At 31.3% G+C, this 16,448-nt stretch carries 17 protein-coding genes and 1 riboswitch; of the genes, 6 read left to right on the top strand and 11 right to left on the bottom strand.

The window, feature by feature from the left end:
- Window positions 1-177 precede the first annotated feature (177 nt).
- Window positions 178-1,206: a DUF3048 domain-containing protein gene (locus GXK57_RS01510; protein WP_160670385.1), complete on the top strand. Its 1,029-nt coding sequence runs from the start codon at window positions 178-180 to the stop codon at window positions 1,204-1,206.
- 66 nt (window positions 1,207-1,272) lie between these two features.
- On the opposite strand, the gene GXK57_RS01505 is transcribed toward GXK57_RS01510, so the two are convergent.
- Window positions 1,273-2,376, bottom strand: a complete 1,104-nt coding sequence (locus GXK57_RS01505; RefSeq protein ID WP_160670382.1) for a diguanylate cyclase — start codon at window positions 2,374-2,376, stop codon at window positions 1,273-1,275.
- Between the two features lie 345 nt (window positions 2,377-2,721).
- Here GXK57_RS01505 and GXK57_RS01500 point away from each other — a divergent pair, with 345 nt between their 5' ends.
- The 5 genes from GXK57_RS01500 to GXK57_RS01480 all read left to right on the top strand — a co-directional run bounded on the left by GXK57_RS01500 (window position 2,722) and on the right by GXK57_RS01480 (window position 5,690).
- On the top strand, window positions 2,722-3,564 hold the full coding sequence (locus GXK57_RS01500) for a DegV family protein (RefSeq protein WP_160670379.1): 843 nt from the start codon (window positions 2,722-2,724) through the stop codon (window positions 3,562-3,564).
- A 9-nt stretch (window positions 3,565-3,573) separates the two neighbouring features.
- Window positions 3,574-4,026 (top strand): PadR family transcriptional regulator, encoded by a 453-nt coding sequence (locus GXK57_RS01495; RefSeq protein ID WP_160670376.1) that lies wholly within the window; start codon window positions 3,574-3,576, stop codon window positions 4,024-4,026.
- Window positions 4,027-4,259: 233 nt separating this feature from the next.
- Window positions 4,260-4,469 carry a hypothetical protein gene (locus GXK57_RS01490; RefSeq protein ID WP_128211144.1) on the top strand — a complete coding sequence of 70 codons (210 nt, stop codon included), beginning with the start codon at window positions 4,260-4,262 and terminating at the stop codon, window positions 4,467-4,469.
- Between the two features lie 30 nt (window positions 4,470-4,499).
- A riboswitch (TPP riboswitch) is annotated at window positions 4,500-4,602 on the top strand.
- Window positions 4,603-4,682: 80 nt separating this feature from the next.
- Window positions 4,683-5,387: an energy-coupled thiamine transporter ThiT gene (thiT, locus tag GXK57_RS01485; protein ID WP_160670373.1), complete on the top strand. Its 705-nt coding sequence runs from the start codon at window positions 4,683-4,685 to the stop codon at window positions 5,385-5,387.
- A gap of 12 nt (window positions 5,388-5,399) precedes the next feature.
- On the top strand, window positions 5,400-5,690 hold the full coding sequence (locus GXK57_RS01480) for an MTH1187 family thiamine-binding protein (protein WP_160670370.1): 291 nt from the start codon (window positions 5,400-5,402) through the stop codon (window positions 5,688-5,690).
- Window positions 5,691-5,900: 210 nt separating this feature from the next.
- Here the strand turns inward: GXK57_RS01480 and GXK57_RS01475 are convergent, their stop codons facing one another.
- From GXK57_RS01475 to GXK57_RS01430, 10 genes are all read right to left on the bottom strand, one after another.
- Window positions 5,901-6,089: a ferredoxin gene (locus GXK57_RS01475; protein WP_128211142.1), complete on the bottom strand. Its 189-nt coding sequence runs from the start codon at window positions 6,087-6,089 to the stop codon at window positions 5,901-5,903.
- Window positions 6,090-6,258: 169 nt separating this feature from the next.
- Entirely contained in the window at window positions 6,259-7,101 is an 843-nt protein-coding gene (locus GXK57_RS01470; protein ID WP_160670367.1) for an Mrp/NBP35 family ATP-binding protein, read from the bottom strand.
- A gap of 17 nt (window positions 7,102-7,118) precedes the next feature.
- On the bottom strand, window positions 7,119-7,952 hold the full coding sequence (locus tag GXK57_RS01465) for a hypothetical protein (RefSeq protein ID WP_160670364.1): 834 nt from the start codon (window positions 7,950-7,952) through the stop codon (window positions 7,119-7,121).
- A gap of 250 nt (window positions 7,953-8,202) precedes the next feature.
- Entirely contained in the window at window positions 8,203-8,787 is a 585-nt protein-coding gene (locus GXK57_RS01460) for a hypothetical protein (protein WP_160670361.1), read from the bottom strand.
- A 139-nt stretch (window positions 8,788-8,926) separates the two neighbouring features.
- Window positions 8,927-10,285 (bottom strand): hypothetical protein, encoded by a 1,359-nt coding sequence (locus GXK57_RS01455; protein ID WP_160670358.1) that lies wholly within the window; start codon window positions 10,283-10,285, stop codon window positions 8,927-8,929.
- Between the two features lie 197 nt (window positions 10,286-10,482).
- Complete coding sequence (gene rsmA, locus GXK57_RS01450; protein ID WP_160670355.1) at window positions 10,483-11,337, bottom strand: 16S rRNA (adenine(1518)-N(6)/adenine(1519)-N(6))-dimethyltransferase RsmA; 855 nt, start codon at window positions 11,335-11,337, stop codon at window positions 10,483-10,485.
- A gap of 4 nt (window positions 11,338-11,341) precedes the next feature.
- Window positions 11,342-11,896: a ribonuclease M5 gene (gene rnmV, locus GXK57_RS01445; protein WP_160670352.1), complete on the bottom strand. Its 555-nt coding sequence runs from the start codon at window positions 11,894-11,896 to the stop codon at window positions 11,342-11,344.
- 489 nt (window positions 11,897-12,385) lie between these two features.
- Window positions 12,386-13,405, bottom strand: a complete 1,020-nt coding sequence (locus GXK57_RS01440; protein WP_160670349.1) for a G5 and 3D domain-containing protein — start codon at window positions 13,403-13,405, stop codon at window positions 12,386-12,388.
- Between the two features lie 299 nt (window positions 13,406-13,704).
- A complete protein-coding gene (locus tag GXK57_RS01435) occupies window positions 13,705-14,487 on the bottom strand; it encodes a TatD family hydrolase (protein ID WP_160670346.1) in 783 nt (260 codons plus the stop codon).
- Window positions 14,488-14,635: 148 nt separating this feature from the next.
- Window positions 14,636-16,156 carry a DUF445 family protein gene (locus GXK57_RS01430; RefSeq protein ID WP_160670343.1) on the bottom strand — a complete coding sequence of 507 codons (1,521 nt, stop codon included), beginning with the start codon at window positions 16,154-16,156 and terminating at the stop codon, window positions 14,636-14,638.
- Window positions 16,157-16,448: the final 292 nt, after the last annotated feature.

Raw genomic sequence — 16,448 nt, 5'->3', positions numbered from 1 at the left:
TGGCAAATTAATTATACTAATTATGATTTTCGTTCAATTATTAATTATATTAATACTTTGTCGGCATATATTTTAATATAACTGTAGAAAATAAAATTTAAAATTAACTTGGACATGCATACCAGCTTATCGGATTTTATTTCTCCAGGATATATTAAATAACTGGGAGATGATTTTATGAAAAAAATCGCCTATTTTATAATTCTAGCAATGTGTATTTCTTTATTTGGATGCGCTTCAAATGAGAAAAAGACATCAATAAAACCATTCAAAAGAGAACAACCTCCACTTATTAATTTAAACGGTGGTACTGATGATAAAGATGAAGCTTGCTGCTACACAGAAGAAAATTTAACTGAAGATGAAAAAAATAATACTCCTTTTATGGCCATAATAGAAAATTCAAAGGATGCTAGACCCCAAAGTGGCTTAAGTGAGGCTGATATTGTTTTTGAAACTATGGCTGAAGGCGGAATACCTAGATTTATAGCATTATTTCACAAAAACAGCCCTAAACAAATTGGTCCTATAAGAAGTGTAAGACCTTACTTTATATCTATTGCTAAAGAATTTAATGTTCCATTTGCCCATTGTGGTGGTAGTGAGGAAGCGTTATCAATAATTAAAAACACCCCCTCTGTAAATAATATAAACGAGATATCCAATGGCGAATATTTTTACAGAGATAATTCACGAAAAGCTCCCCATAATCTGTATACTACAGCAAGCCAAATACGCAAATATATTGACTCAAAAAAAATAAAAACAGACCTTAAATGTAGCTTTAATTTTGATAACAAGTTTTGGGAACGCGGAAATATGGACAAGGCTACAAAAATTGATCTTAGCATAAATAAGAGCTATTCTACTACCTATAAGTATGTAAATGGAAAGTATGAAAAATATATGGATGGTGTTAAAGTAGTAGATAAAAACAACAACCTTCCCGTTACTTTTTCAAACGTAGTTATACAAAATACCGATATAAAGTTACAATCAGACAATACTCACTTAGATATAAATTTGATAGGTAAAGGCACTGGATTTGTATTCTCCTCAGGTAAGGTTACGAAGGTAAACTGGCAAAGAAATTCCGAAAATGAACAGACAGAGCTATTCACTGAAGATGGCAATAAAGTTTGCTTTTCTAAAGGAACCACAATATGGCACATAGTTGATAACTCTGTTACTTCAAAATACAATTAATCTTTTAGCAAAAACATAAAGTTCACTAAAGTTAATTTCTTAAGTGAACTCTTTTTTTATCTATAATTATTTTATTGCCTTTTTTTCTTTTTTATTTATATACATGTTTCTATCTGCTATTGAGAGTATTTCATCCATACTCAACTTACTTTCTCCATTTATCTCTGCCAAGCCATAACTGAAATCTATGAAATTTCTTTCATCACAACTACTATGTAAATATTTCTTTATATTTAAAATCTTACTTTTAGCCTCTTCTGCAGAGCAGTTTTTAAATACAATAACAAATTCATCCCCTGACATTCTTGCATATAAATGATCTGTATCCAAGTTAAATCTTAATGCCTCTGACATTATAGTAAGCGCTCTATCTCCTTCATTATGGCCATAGTTGTCATTTATAAGCTTAAAATCATCCAAGTCTATAAGTGCTACTTGAGATGTATGTTTTTCACGATTAATTTTTATCAATTCCCTACTAAAGTTATCCTTAAAACTTCTTCTATTATAAAGATTAGTAAGTTCATCATGAGTTGCTATATATCTCAACTTCTGCTGAGATAAAAAGTTTTTAAGAGCAAGCTCTAGCTCATGATTAATACTCCTCATCTTCACTATATCGTCTTTGTTAAAGCTTGTATATGTTCTAGTGATATCGAGATTTATCACTGCCATAACTTTATCGTCTACATAGATTGGAGAAAATAGAACACTGTTGATTCTATTATAATCTCCCATATCATCTATTTCACGTGATACTTCATCATCGAACAATCCTTTGTTATTACTATCTTTTAAGTTAAGTACATGTATATCTCCAAATTTATTAAGTCTATATAAATACACATCTTCTTTTTTCAACTTCATATTAAGTAATTCTTTTGAATATCCCTTCACAGCCTTATAATAAAAATATCCATCATCTTCAAGAACGAACACACTACCTCTATCCGCCTTATCAATTACGGTCATAGCTGATTGGAGCATTATCTCATAAACTAGATTTTTGCTGCTAATGTTGCTTATCTTTTTTCCCATATTATAAATTTCTTTTTTTATTTCCTCTGTTTCCATAAGATTATTCTTTAACTTATGATTCTTTATAAGAAGAATTATTATGAAAAGTATTAGAAACGAAAATAATATAATTATAAAAAAATCCTTCTTCAAGAACTTCACCTCATAATATTTACGAAAATGCTATAAATATTGTTCCATTGATGTTTATTTATGCTACGTATATGACTATTATAATTAATTTTCTAACATAATTAAATATAATCGTAATTTATTTACTATATTTCTAAAACATATTGTAATAAATTTAAAAACACTCAATTATTTTATACAACTATATCACTATTGATATAGTTATCACTTGTGATATAATTTAATCATAGCAAAGTCTTTTAACTTAAAGGCTTAATTAAGCGTTTATGATTTCACTATAAACTTTACATGCATATATTAACTTACTATAAATAGTATATTTATGAATACGAGGAGGAATATAACTTGCAAAAAATAGCTTTAATCACCGATAGCGGTAGCGATTTGGATAATGAAACATTAAAAAAACATGGTATTTTCTTTTTACCATTGAGAATTATATATAAGGATAAAGATTATTTAGATAGAATTGAAATAAGTCCTGATGACTTATATTCTTCACTTGAAAATGAAATACCTAAAACTTCACTTCCTGATGGAAAATACATGGATGATATTCTAAATGAGATAGAATCAGAAGGATATACACATGCTATAGCAATAACTATATCCTCCGGTCTTTCAGGAACATCAAATAGCTTAAGAATTATTGCAGAAAATCATCCCAACCTAAACACACACATTTTTGATACTAAGATATTGAGTATGCCTCAAGGAGTGTTAGTGTTAAATGCAATCCAAATGTTAGAAGAAGGCAAGAGCTTCGAAGAAATAATAGAAGTATTGCCTAAACTAAGAGAAAAAACTTATGGCTACTTTACTCTAAACACATTGGAGTACTTAAAAAAGGGTGGTAGAATAGGAAAAGTTTCTGGAACAATAGGTGAAATGTTAAATATAAAACCAGTTATTTCTGTAAATGACGATGGTATTTACTATACTCATTCTAAGGCAAGAGGTAGAAAACAAGCTATTAGTAAACTTAAGGATATATTAAACGAACATTTGAGTGTATCTAAGTGCAAAATCTGGGTTCTACAAGGTGGTGCTTTAGAAGAAGCAAAAACCTTATTTGCTGAAGTAAAGGATTGGGCTAATATCAGTTTTATAGATATAGCTACAATAGGCCCAGCTCTAGGAGTCCACACAGGTCCAGGACTATTAGGACTTGCGGTTCAAAGGGAATAGTGTCTTATTGTGGATGAGTTTAATTTCAATAGCTTAGAGGATATAAAAGCTGAAGAAAGAAGATTATATAATGAATATAAGCAAAAGATTAATGAATTAAAAAAGGTTCAAAAAGAAAAAGAAGCTGTAGGTCAAGTACTTACAAAAGGTCTTCTTCCAATATATGTTCTTTATATATTAAGCTTGGGTCCTACAAATGGAAATGATATAGCTCATAAAATAGGTGAAAGAACCAACGGTTTATGGATTCCTAGTACTGGTGGAATATATCCTTTGTTAAAAAAGTTTGAAAAAGATGGTCTAATATTAGGCGAGTGGGATGATCCTAAAAAGAAGTTTATGAAAATCTATACTCTAACAGAGAATGGATTAAAAGAATTTGGGGATAGAAAAACTCTCCTTAAGGTTAAGATAGAAGAAGCCTTAGAAGTCTTCAAAATTATCTATGCTGACCTCTATTAAAAACATACTTATTATATAAAGTAAGGTTATAATATATAGCCTTACTTTATTTTTTTAAGGCTGCACCTCTCTATCTGTATATAGAAAATGAAGGTAATGTTCATTAGACTATTGTCTTATTATAAACGTTAAAACATTATTCCTTTCAAGAAAAAATAAGTATGTGATTTTAAGTATAAATCCTATATCAAAGTAAAGAATACTATATAAATCATATTTTAAGAGGTGATAACTTGAAAGGAAAAGTTTTAGATATGAACAAAACTGATGCTTTTATATCTCTCGAAGATGGTACAACAATAGATTTGTCTGTATCAAGACTATCTCAAAATGTTAAAGTTGGAGATACCATCGATGTACCTATAAGTATAAGAAACTCAATAGATAACAGCTCCTTCTCACACGACAAAGCCACTAGTGACAAACTAATTGATTTTTTCTAAAATCTGGAGTATAATTGTGGTAAATTAAAATAGTGTGGCTAGGGGTGCCTTTAAGGCTGAGAGATGATTCTTATCATTAACCCTCATACCTGATCTGGATAATACCAGCGTAGGAAAGCGTTATTGATATTATATCAACCGTATTCCTTCTGGAATGCGGTTTTTTTGCTCTCGCTTTCCACTCCTCATACACTAAAAAGGGGGTTCTTTTTTATGATTAGTTATTTTAAACAATTGTTCGGAGACTTTTGGGAGGCAATGTCCAAGTTTGGTAGCTTACCAAAAAATATCGTTGACATCTTTACAAATCCTACTTACGTCATAGCTATATTAGGCTGTGCAGTACTTATTGGTGTTTTTGTTGCTTCTAAAAAGATCAAATTTGATGCTAAGCTTATAGCAAGAATAGCTTTAGCCTTAGCTCTAGCAACTATATTGCAAGCACTTAAGCTTTACCATTTTCCTCAAGGTGGTAGCATAACTCCAGGTAGTATGATTCCAATAATACTTATAGGTTTGATATACGGTCCCTCAGTAGGTCTATTAACAGGATTCTTATATAGTTTAATAAATCTTCTTACTGACCCTTACGTAGTTCATCCAATACAATTATTATTTGATTATCCATTGGCTTTCACAGCTCTTGGTATATCAGGATTCTTTAAGAATAGTAATATTCTAAGAAAAAACACAAAACTATTAGCTTGTATAGTCGCTATATTCGGAAGATTTATATGTCACTTTATATCTGGAGTAGCATTCTTTGGTTCATATGCTCCAGCTGGTACATCTGTATGGATATATTCCTTAACTGTAAATGGCTTATTAATGGGTGCAGAAGCAGTCATATGTGTTGTGATACTTTACTTCTTACCTGTAGAAAGATTTATTAAGCAAGCTTCTTTAAGCTCTTATTAAGAGGTGATTTCAATGGTAATAGCAGATATAGCAGTAATGCCACTTATTCCATGTGTTACAGAAGATGAGATGTATAAAGTAGTTGACAAGGTTATTGAATATATAGAGGACACTGGCTTAAAATATGAAGTAGGTGCTATGAGTACCACCTTAGAAGGTGAATTTGACGAGGTTATAGAAGTGGTAAAAAGAGCTCATAAGATTCCTTTTGAGCTTGGAATAGAAAGAGTTATAACAGTAGTTAGACTTGATGAAAAAACCGGCGGAATATCTATTGATGAAAAACTAAAAAATCATAGATAATATAGCATTTATGACTTCTCTGACAATAGTTACCCAAAACTTAATTAAAAATATAAATCGGTTAAAAATAAGATTACTTTTAAATTATCTTTATAAATTATTATAAATAAAAGCCATGCACAAAAGGAGATTGATTTACCTTTTTATGCATGGCTTCTATTTTTTAAAGGGCTTCGATACCTTATATAGCAGCCCCTATCAATATCATTACTATTCTACTGATATTGCATTAACAGGACATCCCTCTTCTGCTTCCTTAGCTGAATCCTCAACATCCTCTGGAACCTCTGGGTTCACTGCTGCTGCCTTACCATCATCCTCCATATCAAAAACTTCTGGACAAATAGATGGGCATAATCCACATCCTATACAAGTATCCTTATCTACATTAGCAGTCATAAAAATTCCTCCCTTAAAAAATAATTAACACCTATATTATTTACTAAAGTTTTCATATTATGTATATTCACACTATCTATATGTGAAATTTTAAATAATATTAGCCTATAGACCAATAAGGCTTTACCTCTTAAGTTGGATTATAACTAACGGATATTTAATCTACATACTAATATAATGATGAAAACATCATGTCATAAAGTGCATTTTCTGCAACATAACTTTCAGCTTTTCCTTCTTCTAATGCTTCAGTTAGGTCTACATTGATTGGTAACTCACATATTAGTGGTAAACCTAAATAATCTGCATGTTCTTCTGCTGACTTTTTAGAGAACACTCTCATCTTAGTACCACAACCATCACATTCTATGTAAGCCATATTCTCAACAACACCTCTTATCGGAACTCCAACCTTCTCTGCCATTATTACAACCTTTTTTACGATCATAGAAACCATGTCTTGAGGTGTAGAAACTACAACTATCTCATCTATTGGGAAACTTTGCATTACAGTTAAAGCTATATCTCCTGTTCCTGGAGGCATATCAATTAATAAATAATCTAATTCATCCCATACAGTATCTGTATACATCTGATTTAGAACACCAGTTACTACAGGCCCCCTCCATATTACAGGCTGAGCCTCCTCTGCTGTAAGTAAATTCATTGAAATAACCTTTATTCCCATTTCAGTTTCAACTGGAATGAACTTAAAGTTATTCTTATCATCTATAGGAATCATTTGAGCTCTCTTTTCATTGATTCCAAAAAATCTTGGCATTGATGGTCCAGTTATATCAGCATCCAACACACCAACTTTATATCCCTTTTTTCTTAAATGAGTTGCTATTATACCAGTAACAGTAGATTTACCTACTCCACCCTTACCACTTATCACACCTACTATGTTTTTTATATTTCCATACTTAGGCATGACCTTCACGCATACATTAGTGCCGCTTTTAGCACTTGAGCACTTATCTTTGCTTGCACATGTTGAACAACTTCCCACTTTTAGTTCCTCCTATTTTACCAGCTATCTGGTTTTTTATCTAATACGCTTATCTGCCATGCATTAAAATCATCATACTTTGCATCTACATAATAGTTAGTTTGAGAATTATCTTTCTTATTAGTTATAGTAACTATTGTCTTAAAAGTCGTGGTCTTGTATCCTTGATTCTTAACACTTATTAAAGTATCGTACTTATCAGTATCTTTAGTTGCTAACTCCCCTTTAGGAACCACTGCTTTTATATCCCTTTTAAACTGTTCTAGATCAGTAGATAGTATATACTGTGCACAGTCCCTATCTTCAGAGATATCCACTCCTACATTGCTACCACCTTGAATTATTTTATCTTTATCCTTTTTCATTACGTCTATAATAGATTGATAATATACGTGCTCAAACTCTCTTGGCTTTCTAATAAAAGAAAGATTTTGTATTATATCATTATCTAATCTCTTAGGTACAACGTATGTGGATTTATCATCATAGAAGTTGCCTGTCTTTTTATCATATATACCTACAACATAGTTAAATTTCTTTATATCTTTACCCATTTGCATTTCAAAAATATAGTCAGGATCAAGACTAGACTTTTCTGATACAGCCTTGGCTGATGACAATAGATCATATATCTCAGATATGGTGCTCTTATCAGTTACTACAAACCTAAATCCAGTGTCCCTAGTGCTCTGAATTACAATCTTATCAACCTTATTTTGTTTTATATATTCAAAATCTTTGTTCTTATTACCAATCTTACTTTGTATGGCATCGGTTATACTACAGGATACAAGTATTAACGATACTAAAACGGATACCAACGATAAAATAATATACTTTTTACTATTCACTATGTACCAATCTCCCCTTATACAAATGTACTACTTCGTAACTAACTTATAATTTAATATTTTCCTAAATAAAAAATACTTTTATGCTATATAAAATTATAAGTATTATATACATCTATCAGTTAATTCTCAAACCAAAAACAATACTTAAAGGAGAAGCTTTATGCTTCTCCTATTTTGTTTATTTAAATTATAATACTAAAGAGTTCTAAACTCAACCTTTTATAATTATCAACCTTTATAGTATGAGTTATTTATTGCTTTTAAAACTCTCAATCACAGTGTCAAACACAGACGTTAAGCTTTCTTTGTACTGGTCTTGGCCTAAGCTAAAATCCACCTTAAAAAGCACTCCATCTGACTCACTAACATAATATGTACTGTGATATACTAGCTTCCCCTTATTAAGTTTCTCTTTATAGTTAACTCTCTTGCATTCGTTACCATTAATTTTATCGCTTACTACCTTATAATCTAATATCTTTTCTGTACTTAGCCTATTCTTATCATCACTGACAACCTTGTCCAACTTTTCATTAGAGTTTATAACCTGGGCATAACCTAATATACCTAAGTCATCATTCTTAAAATTATTATCATAGACTATATAATTGCCAGGATAACTCTTTTGCTGGCTTTCCCATTCACTTGGTAGCTTAAATGTATATTTACCATTAATTATAGAATACTGTTTAAAATCTGTTATATTGCTATTCATTAATGATACAATTCTAAACCTATCATTAAATCCAGTTTGAGCTATAAATAACACCGCCATTAAAGCTATAAGAATTAACATAACTCCTAATTGTTTTTTATTAATGATCTCTTTCACCTTACCCCTCCCAAAATATATGTTATATACTTCAGTATATTAAGGGTACAAGCTATTTATTACAAATAAAGGTGGTGAAAAGACAACCTGCTTCAACTTAATTAGTTTAAGTAGACTATCCAATCTCACCACCTTGATTTTATTTCATTGGCACAACTATCATTGAATTCTTAAAATCATAGAACATCAACCAATAACCATAATCCCTTTCCTTTTTAGGATCTGGCATCCAGGTTACAAATCCTGACTTACCTCCATAAGGTTGTTCCAGTTTATCCTTTGTTCCTGGTACTGCATACACTAAATACTTAACTCTTCCCTCATCATCACATTTAAATCCAATCATAAAATGACCATACTTTTTAATATATGGATAATAGTTTATCATAGGATAATATACAACGGTATACTTATTGTAATTTGATATGTTGCACATAACGTCTAAATCTTTAACGGGAACTTTGTACCACTTGCAGTACTTTATGTCTCTAAAGCCTTTAATCTCCTCGAAATCTTGAACAACATTTTCAAAAAACTCTCCTATACTTCCCCTAATAGAAAAGTCAGGTTCTTCATATTGTTCTTCTGGTTCCTGGCGACTATTCTCAAAATTAGTTTTCGAATCAACAATAGATCTCTCATACTGATCAAATTTGTCATCTTTGGGTTCGTCTTCTTCCCTATCATCTATATTCTCCAGAATAGATTCCACAGGTTCATCACTTTCAGAGGAAGTATTCTCAACTTTGTCCTCTACCCTAGCTGATACTTCATCTACTATCTGTTTAGACTGCTCACTAGGTTGTACTGATTTTTCTTCAGCCTTTGCAGAATCTTCTGCTTTTACACCAACATCCTTTAATTCTTGTTCACTTTGTTCTTCTCTATTGATTTTCTTTTCAATTTCTTGTTCAATCTCTTCTTTGATCTGTACTTTAATCTTTTCTTCTTCATCATGCTCTAGTTTTTTATGCTCATCTTTGTGATCATCTTTATGATGATGCTCATCATGATGCTCTACTTTTTCTTCTACTTTGACCTCTACTTTTTCATCAACCTTTACCTTTGCACTAATTACCTTATAAGACTTCCAGTCATCAGAAGGTGTTTCACCGTTCATAAACCCACCTAATACAAAGGTCAACTTTCCATCTAGGTCTTTAGCAAGTGCTGCACCAGAAACCTTATCAAACAGGATTCCAGCACCTCCGATATCATTTGCTAGATACTCAAAGCTTGTTTCTGCCTTACCTTGTTCAGTTATGTTCACCGGACCTAAATTAATTAATTGCTTATTATCTTTTTTTGAACAAATAAGTATCATACACAGCTTGGTATTATCTTTCTTTAGGTTCTGCGCGTAGAAGGTTATCTTACATTTATCATTCTTTGCCTCAATCTTTGCATATCCTGACAAAGGCTTATCTGATGATACAGAATGCCCTCTTTCGTCTTCTTGAAGTATAATAAAACTCCTATATAATTTTCCGTGTGACAACTTAATAGTCCCTCCACATTATATTTATTCCTTATATTATATGTGGAAAGTCTTATAATATGATTGAAAAGCATCCATATATAGTTATACTACTTGCTTAGTCTATTTTTCATAACAACGTAATCACTAGTTATGTTTAATTATATCCTTGAAGTTAAGTGGTCATACAGAATATATCCTGTAATTATGTACAAATACTACTTAACATTGTTCTTTTCATCATAAATAGAGTCACTAAGTGCAGCAAATTCTTTTATACTTAGAGTTTCTCCTCTTCTCTTTTGGTCAATCCCACTATTCTCAAAGGCTCTCTCCATATTTTCCTTAGGTAGACCTATACTCTTTACAGCATTCCATAAGGTCTTTCTTCTCATATTAAAAGAACTTCTAACTACATCAAAAAACAATTTTTCACTCTTAACCTCTACTCTAGGTTTCTCAAGTCTATCTAATCTTATAACTATAGATTCAACCTTAGGTCTTGGAATAAAACAATTAGGTGAAACATATCTTATTATATTAGTATCACAATAGTATTGAACAAGAACTGAAATAGATCCATATTCCTTACAATTTGGCTCTGAATTTATCCTTTCAGCCACTTCCTTCTGAATCATAACAGTTAAGGACTTAAAATTATATCCTTCATTTAACAATCTAACTATGATTGGAGTTGTAACATAATAAGGAAGGTTAGCTACTAACTTTACACTTTTCTCATCTCCAATAAGTTCATTGAAGTCTACCTTAAGTGCATCCTTATGTATTAATTGAAAATTAGGATTTTCTCCAAGCTCATTTTGTAATATTGGAACCAGTTCATCATCCAGTTCTATAGCTATAACTTTCTTAGCTCTTTTAAGCAGCTGAGCAGTTAGTGTTCCTACTCCAGGACCTATCTCTATTACTACATCTTCTTCAGTAACTTCCGCTCCATTCACTATATCCTCTAAGACTGAGTCATCAACCAGAAAGTTCTGCCCCAAGCTTTTAGTAAATTTAAAATTATATTTTTTTACTAACTCTTGTGTCTTTACATCTCTTATATCCATATATCTATTCTCCTATACTTAGCTTTTTATCTACCTTTTTCATAGCTTCCACAAATTCTTCCTTAGTTATTCCATAATTATTTAATCTTGAAAGGAGCTGATTTGCATTTCCATAGCCTATACTTAGCTCTTTGCCTAGTGCAGCTCTTCTATTCTTGGCATCACCATCTCCAACTAACTTAAAGTATAAAAGATCTTGAATAGTGAAATCTTGTCTCTTCTCCTTCTGAGTTGCCTTAGCCTCCGTAAGTGCACGTATTATAACTTCAGGAGTTGCATTTTCTACTCCTATATCACCATCTTTTGTACCATCTTCTCTTGCGATATAAGCATGTTTTATGCCTTCTACCCTCTTTGAGATAATTCTTCTTATTTTTTCGCCAGCAAAATCAGGATCAGTTAAAACTATAACTCCCTGTCTTTTTTGAGCTTCTTTTATCCTACCTATAACCCTTGCATTTATTCCAAACCCACCAACTGCTATAACCTCTGCATCTACAGCCTTCTTTACAGCAGTGACGTCGTCTCTTCCCTCTACTACAATAACTTCTTTTATCACAAAAAGACTTCCTTTCTCAATTTGATCATACTCTTAATTTAACTAGTTATACTATTTATGTCAACTTTAAGCGCAAAATGTAATATAAAAAATTCGCTAAAGCGATTTTCTTTAGTGAATTTTTTTGCGCATCTGCCTTTTCTGAACGTATGTGAAGAAATTCTGGCAGGCGAATATGCTTTGTTTTTTACTGTTCACTCTAAACAGCTTATATACCTACTTAAAATTACTAGGCTTAGGTATAAAAACAGCATACTATTCCAAACAGTAAAATTTCACTAAAGCGATTTTCTTTAGTGAATTTTTTTGCTAATCTGCTTTTTCTGAGCATATGTGAAGAAACTCTGGCAGATGCTGTAATATTTATTTTTATTCTTTCTCTGATATCTATATTTAAACCGTCTACACATATTCATAAACAAATTTATTTAAAATATAATTCTATAAAGAAGAAAATAGAGATAACTATATGTTATCTCTATTTTCTCATTATCCTTGACCTGGATAAGCAATAATGTAAACATCTACGTTTCTAACACCCCACGAATTTGCATCGCTATTTGAGTTCATGTAAAGATCTACTCTATTATTCTTTATCGCACCACCAGTATCATGCGCAATAGCAAATCCATAACCAGGTATATAGACCTTTGTTCCTAAAGGAATTACCCTAGGATCTACCGCTATAGTACTAGTTCCACTAGAGTTTCTCTTAGGTATGTTTCCAGTAGCAGTAGTGCCATTTCCAGTATAAGCTGTTGCAACAACTGACATCTTTTTCTTGTACGATATCGAGTCACCTCTAGACAATGCCAGAGTATTCATGGTTCCCTTAACAACAACTTTGTTTTGTGGATCCTTTACAACCTTCTCCGCCACTGCTTTTCTACTTACTTCTTTACCATTTTCAACGATAATCTTGTAAGTAACTTCCTTTTCTCCAGGAGCACCTTCCTGAATTGTTTTTACAACGCTTCTGTCCAAATTGTCATCATTATTAACAATAGTGCTAAAGTCTAGCTGTTGACTTTCTTTAACAACCTTTGACTCTACTCTTGTAACTTCTATTTTCATTCCTGCTGTTATTTGGGTGTTTACTGCTGGAGATATCTTATCAAACTCTTGAAGTTTTATACCTTCAGCACTTAACATTTCATTTACGTTACCTTCTGCGGTTTGTATCTTTAGCTCTTTTCCATCAACTCCAACCTCAACATCAACTGCTTTTTTTATGTTAATCTTTATCTTGTTCTTTACAGCTTGATCTAGAGATGGTTGAATCTTGTCCTTAGGGCCCAGAACTATACCGTTATCGTGTAATGCCCCTTTAACAGTCCCTTTAAATGTCGTTAATGTCTGTTCATTTCCGTCTATACTAACTATTACAGTCTTTCTCATGTTGAATATAATTATAACCAAGCTTGCTGCAACAACAAGCCCCAACACGATTTTTGCCTTAGGACCATTAGAAAAAATCTTTTTTACATTACTTCTTATTTTTTCTACCATTTATTTTCCCTCCTTTGGCAAGAGCGTCTGTAGCATTATAACTTAAAAGATCGATTTTTGTCAAATTTTAGCCTCTTGCTTTGTTATTGACTGTCTTTAAATGCACCATCTGCATATATTGAAATAATTTTATTAATTAAAAATGAGAGCATTAATGAGGAAACAGTCAGTTTGGGGGATATTTACAGATAAATGGCCCAAGTTTATTACTGTATATATATATTAGTTTTATCATAAAGTTATTACTATTATTTTCTGCTTCCATAAATTGTAAAAAACAGTATGTATATTTTAACTCATTATTGTAGCTTTAGCAACTCTTTTATATTTTTTATAAAATGCTCATTAATTTCTTTTGGTTCCAATCCTTTTATCTCTGCCAATTTCTCTATTATATATTTTATATAGTCAGATTGATTTCGCTTACCTCTATAGGGCGTAGGAGCCATATAAGGACAATCTGTTTCTACTAACATTCTATCTAGGGGAACTTCACTAGCTACTTCTAGAATCTTCTTAGCATTTTTAAAGGTCACTACACCAGTAAAACCTATATAATATCCCAACTTTAGGCATTCCTTGGCAAACTCAACACTTCCAGAAAAACAATGAATAGTTCCTTTTACATTTGGGAATTCTTTAATTATTTCAAGAGTATCCCCATGTGCTTCTCTATCATGTATAACTACTGGCAATCCCAAATCATCTGCCAGCTGCATTTGCGCTCTAAAGGCTTTCTTTTGAACTTCCTTAGGTGGGTTTTCCTCCCAATAATAATCAAGTCCTATTTCACCAATTGCCTTTACCTTATCATACTTAGCTAATTCTTTTATTCTTCTAAAGTTTTCGTCATTAAACTCATTGGCGTTTTCTGGATGTATTCCTACTGCTGCATAGAATATGTCGTACTCTTTAGCTAACTTAACTGACATCTCAGCACCATGCATTGAGGATCCACAATTAAGTACTCCTATAACTCCATTGTCTTGAATACGTTTTACAACTTCAGCTCTATCTTCTTCAAATGATTCATCATCATAATGAGCATGGGTATCAAATATATTTAATGTTAAATCACCCATAATATTCACCTCGCAAAATCGAATATATAAATTATCACATAAGATGTATAAGCTGTCAAATTGAATTTTCAAACAATTCCATCAATATCGATAATTTCCGAGCAAGTCTAATATCTAATTATTGTCATAAATTAACAATAATATACAATTATGATCCTATACTAGCAAGTAACGGAGATAATATTCCTAATATACCGCCTAAAAGTGCTCCAAGCCAAGTTATAGCTGACAACTCTTTGTTTGCAATTTCTAATATTATCTTTTCCGCATAATCTACGTCAAAAGAGTTAATTTGTTTTTCCACTACTTTGGGTATATTAATTAGATTAATAATACTAGAAGCCTCATTATTGATAAATTTATCATAAACCCTTTCAGCTATACTGTATATTTCATCAACTACTTTATTATCATAAGGCATTGCTATAGATATTGAGTTATCTAGTATATCATCCAAAGTTATCTTTATAACTTTGTTAATTTCAACAGAAATATCACTACTCTTAAACGTATTTTTCAATACCCCTCTTATGTAATCCGTTATCTTATCCTGATAGTTCTCTGATATTCTAATTAAAATTTGATGATATGACTGAAAATCATCTATTTTATCTGTAATAAGCTTCAATCCTTCACCTATTACTTCCTTTGATAAGGCTTTTTCTATTATAGATTTTGATATATTATTCATTATACTTTGTCTTGAGTGCTGCGGAACTGCGCTCAAAACTTCACCAACTGTTTTCTTACCAAAGTTTGATGCAGCTTCTCCAAGATAGGATACTATATAGACTATATTATCTTCTACCCCAAGATAACCATCTACAGCAGCAAGAAATTTGTCATATAAAGAATCTACATTTATAAACATTGACGCTAAGGGATTCATGCCTGATATGACATTATTCTTTATAGCTTCTTTAATTTTAATCTCTACTTCTTGCTCTCTAAGCATAGATAAAAGTGTATTTACTATACTATTCCTTTCGTTGAACATATAAACCTTTAAGGCTGCAAATACTTCTGAAGGAATTAGTTCTTCTACAGACTTATCTTCATTTATAAACTTATTTAAATCCTCGTCTAGCTTGCGATATATTAAACTTGAAAGCTTTTCCTTATCTTCTTCATTAGTAAATTTGTTTAGAAACATTACATAAAACTTATCACTCTCTAAAACAGCCTTTAACTTATCTGGTTTTTCTGATAATCCAATTATTATTTTATCTGTTACAAACTTTGAAACATCATCAATAAACCCTTCATCATTAAATCTATTTAATATATAGTCTGATATTTTATACTCAGTTCTCATTCTTAATTCGGCATAACACTTGCCAATCTTTAATTGTAATACTTCATTAATAGATTTATTTGTTTTAGAAAGCTCAGTTATTTGTTCTTTTATTATATTTTTAAGATGCATCTTTATATTATCATTGTTCAAGGCATTTACAATAACTTCATTAGTAAGTAAATGATTACCTACAGTTTCGCCTATGCTCTTAGATATCCTGCTTTTTTCCTTAGGTATAAGTCCCGGTGTAAAAGGTACCTTAAAGCCAAATACTCTTTTCTCATAATGTGGTCTAAATAGCATTTTAATAGCTACCCAATTGGTTATATACCCAATGATAGCTCCAATTAAAACGCCAAAGAAGTATTTCATAAAAATCAATCCCTTCTAAAATCATCTTATCTTTACTCTATGTCTAATAGTATTCTTTCAACTAAACAGTACCTGTATTTAAGTTTAGATTTAGCTAAGCTTAATAATATTGTTAAACTTAAGCGGTTATTAAGGAATTTCAAGGCAATGCGTTAACAGATCCTACTCCTTTAAAACTAGCTTCTTAAAATATAAACAAAATTCATACCACAAATTTGTCTGTAAAGTTGTTAATTTATATATCTTTAGATATAATATCTATTAATATAAAAGTAGCATTTTGTTTAGGCTA

This window comes from Clostridium sp. C8-1-8, assembly GCF_009928445.1.
GTDB lineage: Bacteria > Bacillota > Clostridia > Clostridiales > Clostridiaceae > Clostridium_AR.
The sequence above is the reverse complement of the archived record's forward strand: the minus strand, read 5'-3'. Positions and strand labels throughout refer to the sequence as shown.

Bases quoted from the DNA above. Each gene is read 5' to 3' on its own strand.
- GXK57_RS01510 (WP_160670385.1), top strand. From the start codon at position 178: ATGAAAAAAATCGCCTATTTTATAATTCTAGCAATGTGTATTTCTTTA.
- thiT (WP_160670373.1), top strand. From the start codon at position 4,683: ATGATTAGTTATTTTAAACAATTGTTCGGAGACTTTTGGGAGGCAATG.
- GXK57_RS01480 (WP_160670370.1), top strand. From the start codon at position 5,400: ATGGTAATAGCAGATATAGCAGTAATGCCACTTATTCCATGTGTTACA.
- GXK57_RS01475 (WP_128211142.1), bottom strand. From the start codon at position 6,089: ATGACTGCTAATGTAGATAAGGATACTTGTATAGGATGTGGATTATGC.
- rsmA (WP_160670355.1), bottom strand. From the start codon at position 11,337: ATGGATATAAGAGATGTAAAGACACAAGAGTTAGTAAAAAAATATAAT.
- GXK57_RS01440 (WP_160670349.1), bottom strand. From the start codon at position 13,405: ATGGTAGAAAAAATAAGAAGTAATGTAAAAAAGATTTTTTCTAATGGT.
- GXK57_RS01435 (WP_160670346.1), bottom strand. From the start codon at position 14,487: ATGGGTGATTTAACATTAAATATATTTGATACCCATGCTCATTATGAT.
- GXK57_RS01430 (WP_160670343.1), bottom strand. From the start codon at position 16,156: ATGAAATACTTCTTTGGCGTTTTAATTGGAGCTATCATTGGGTATATA.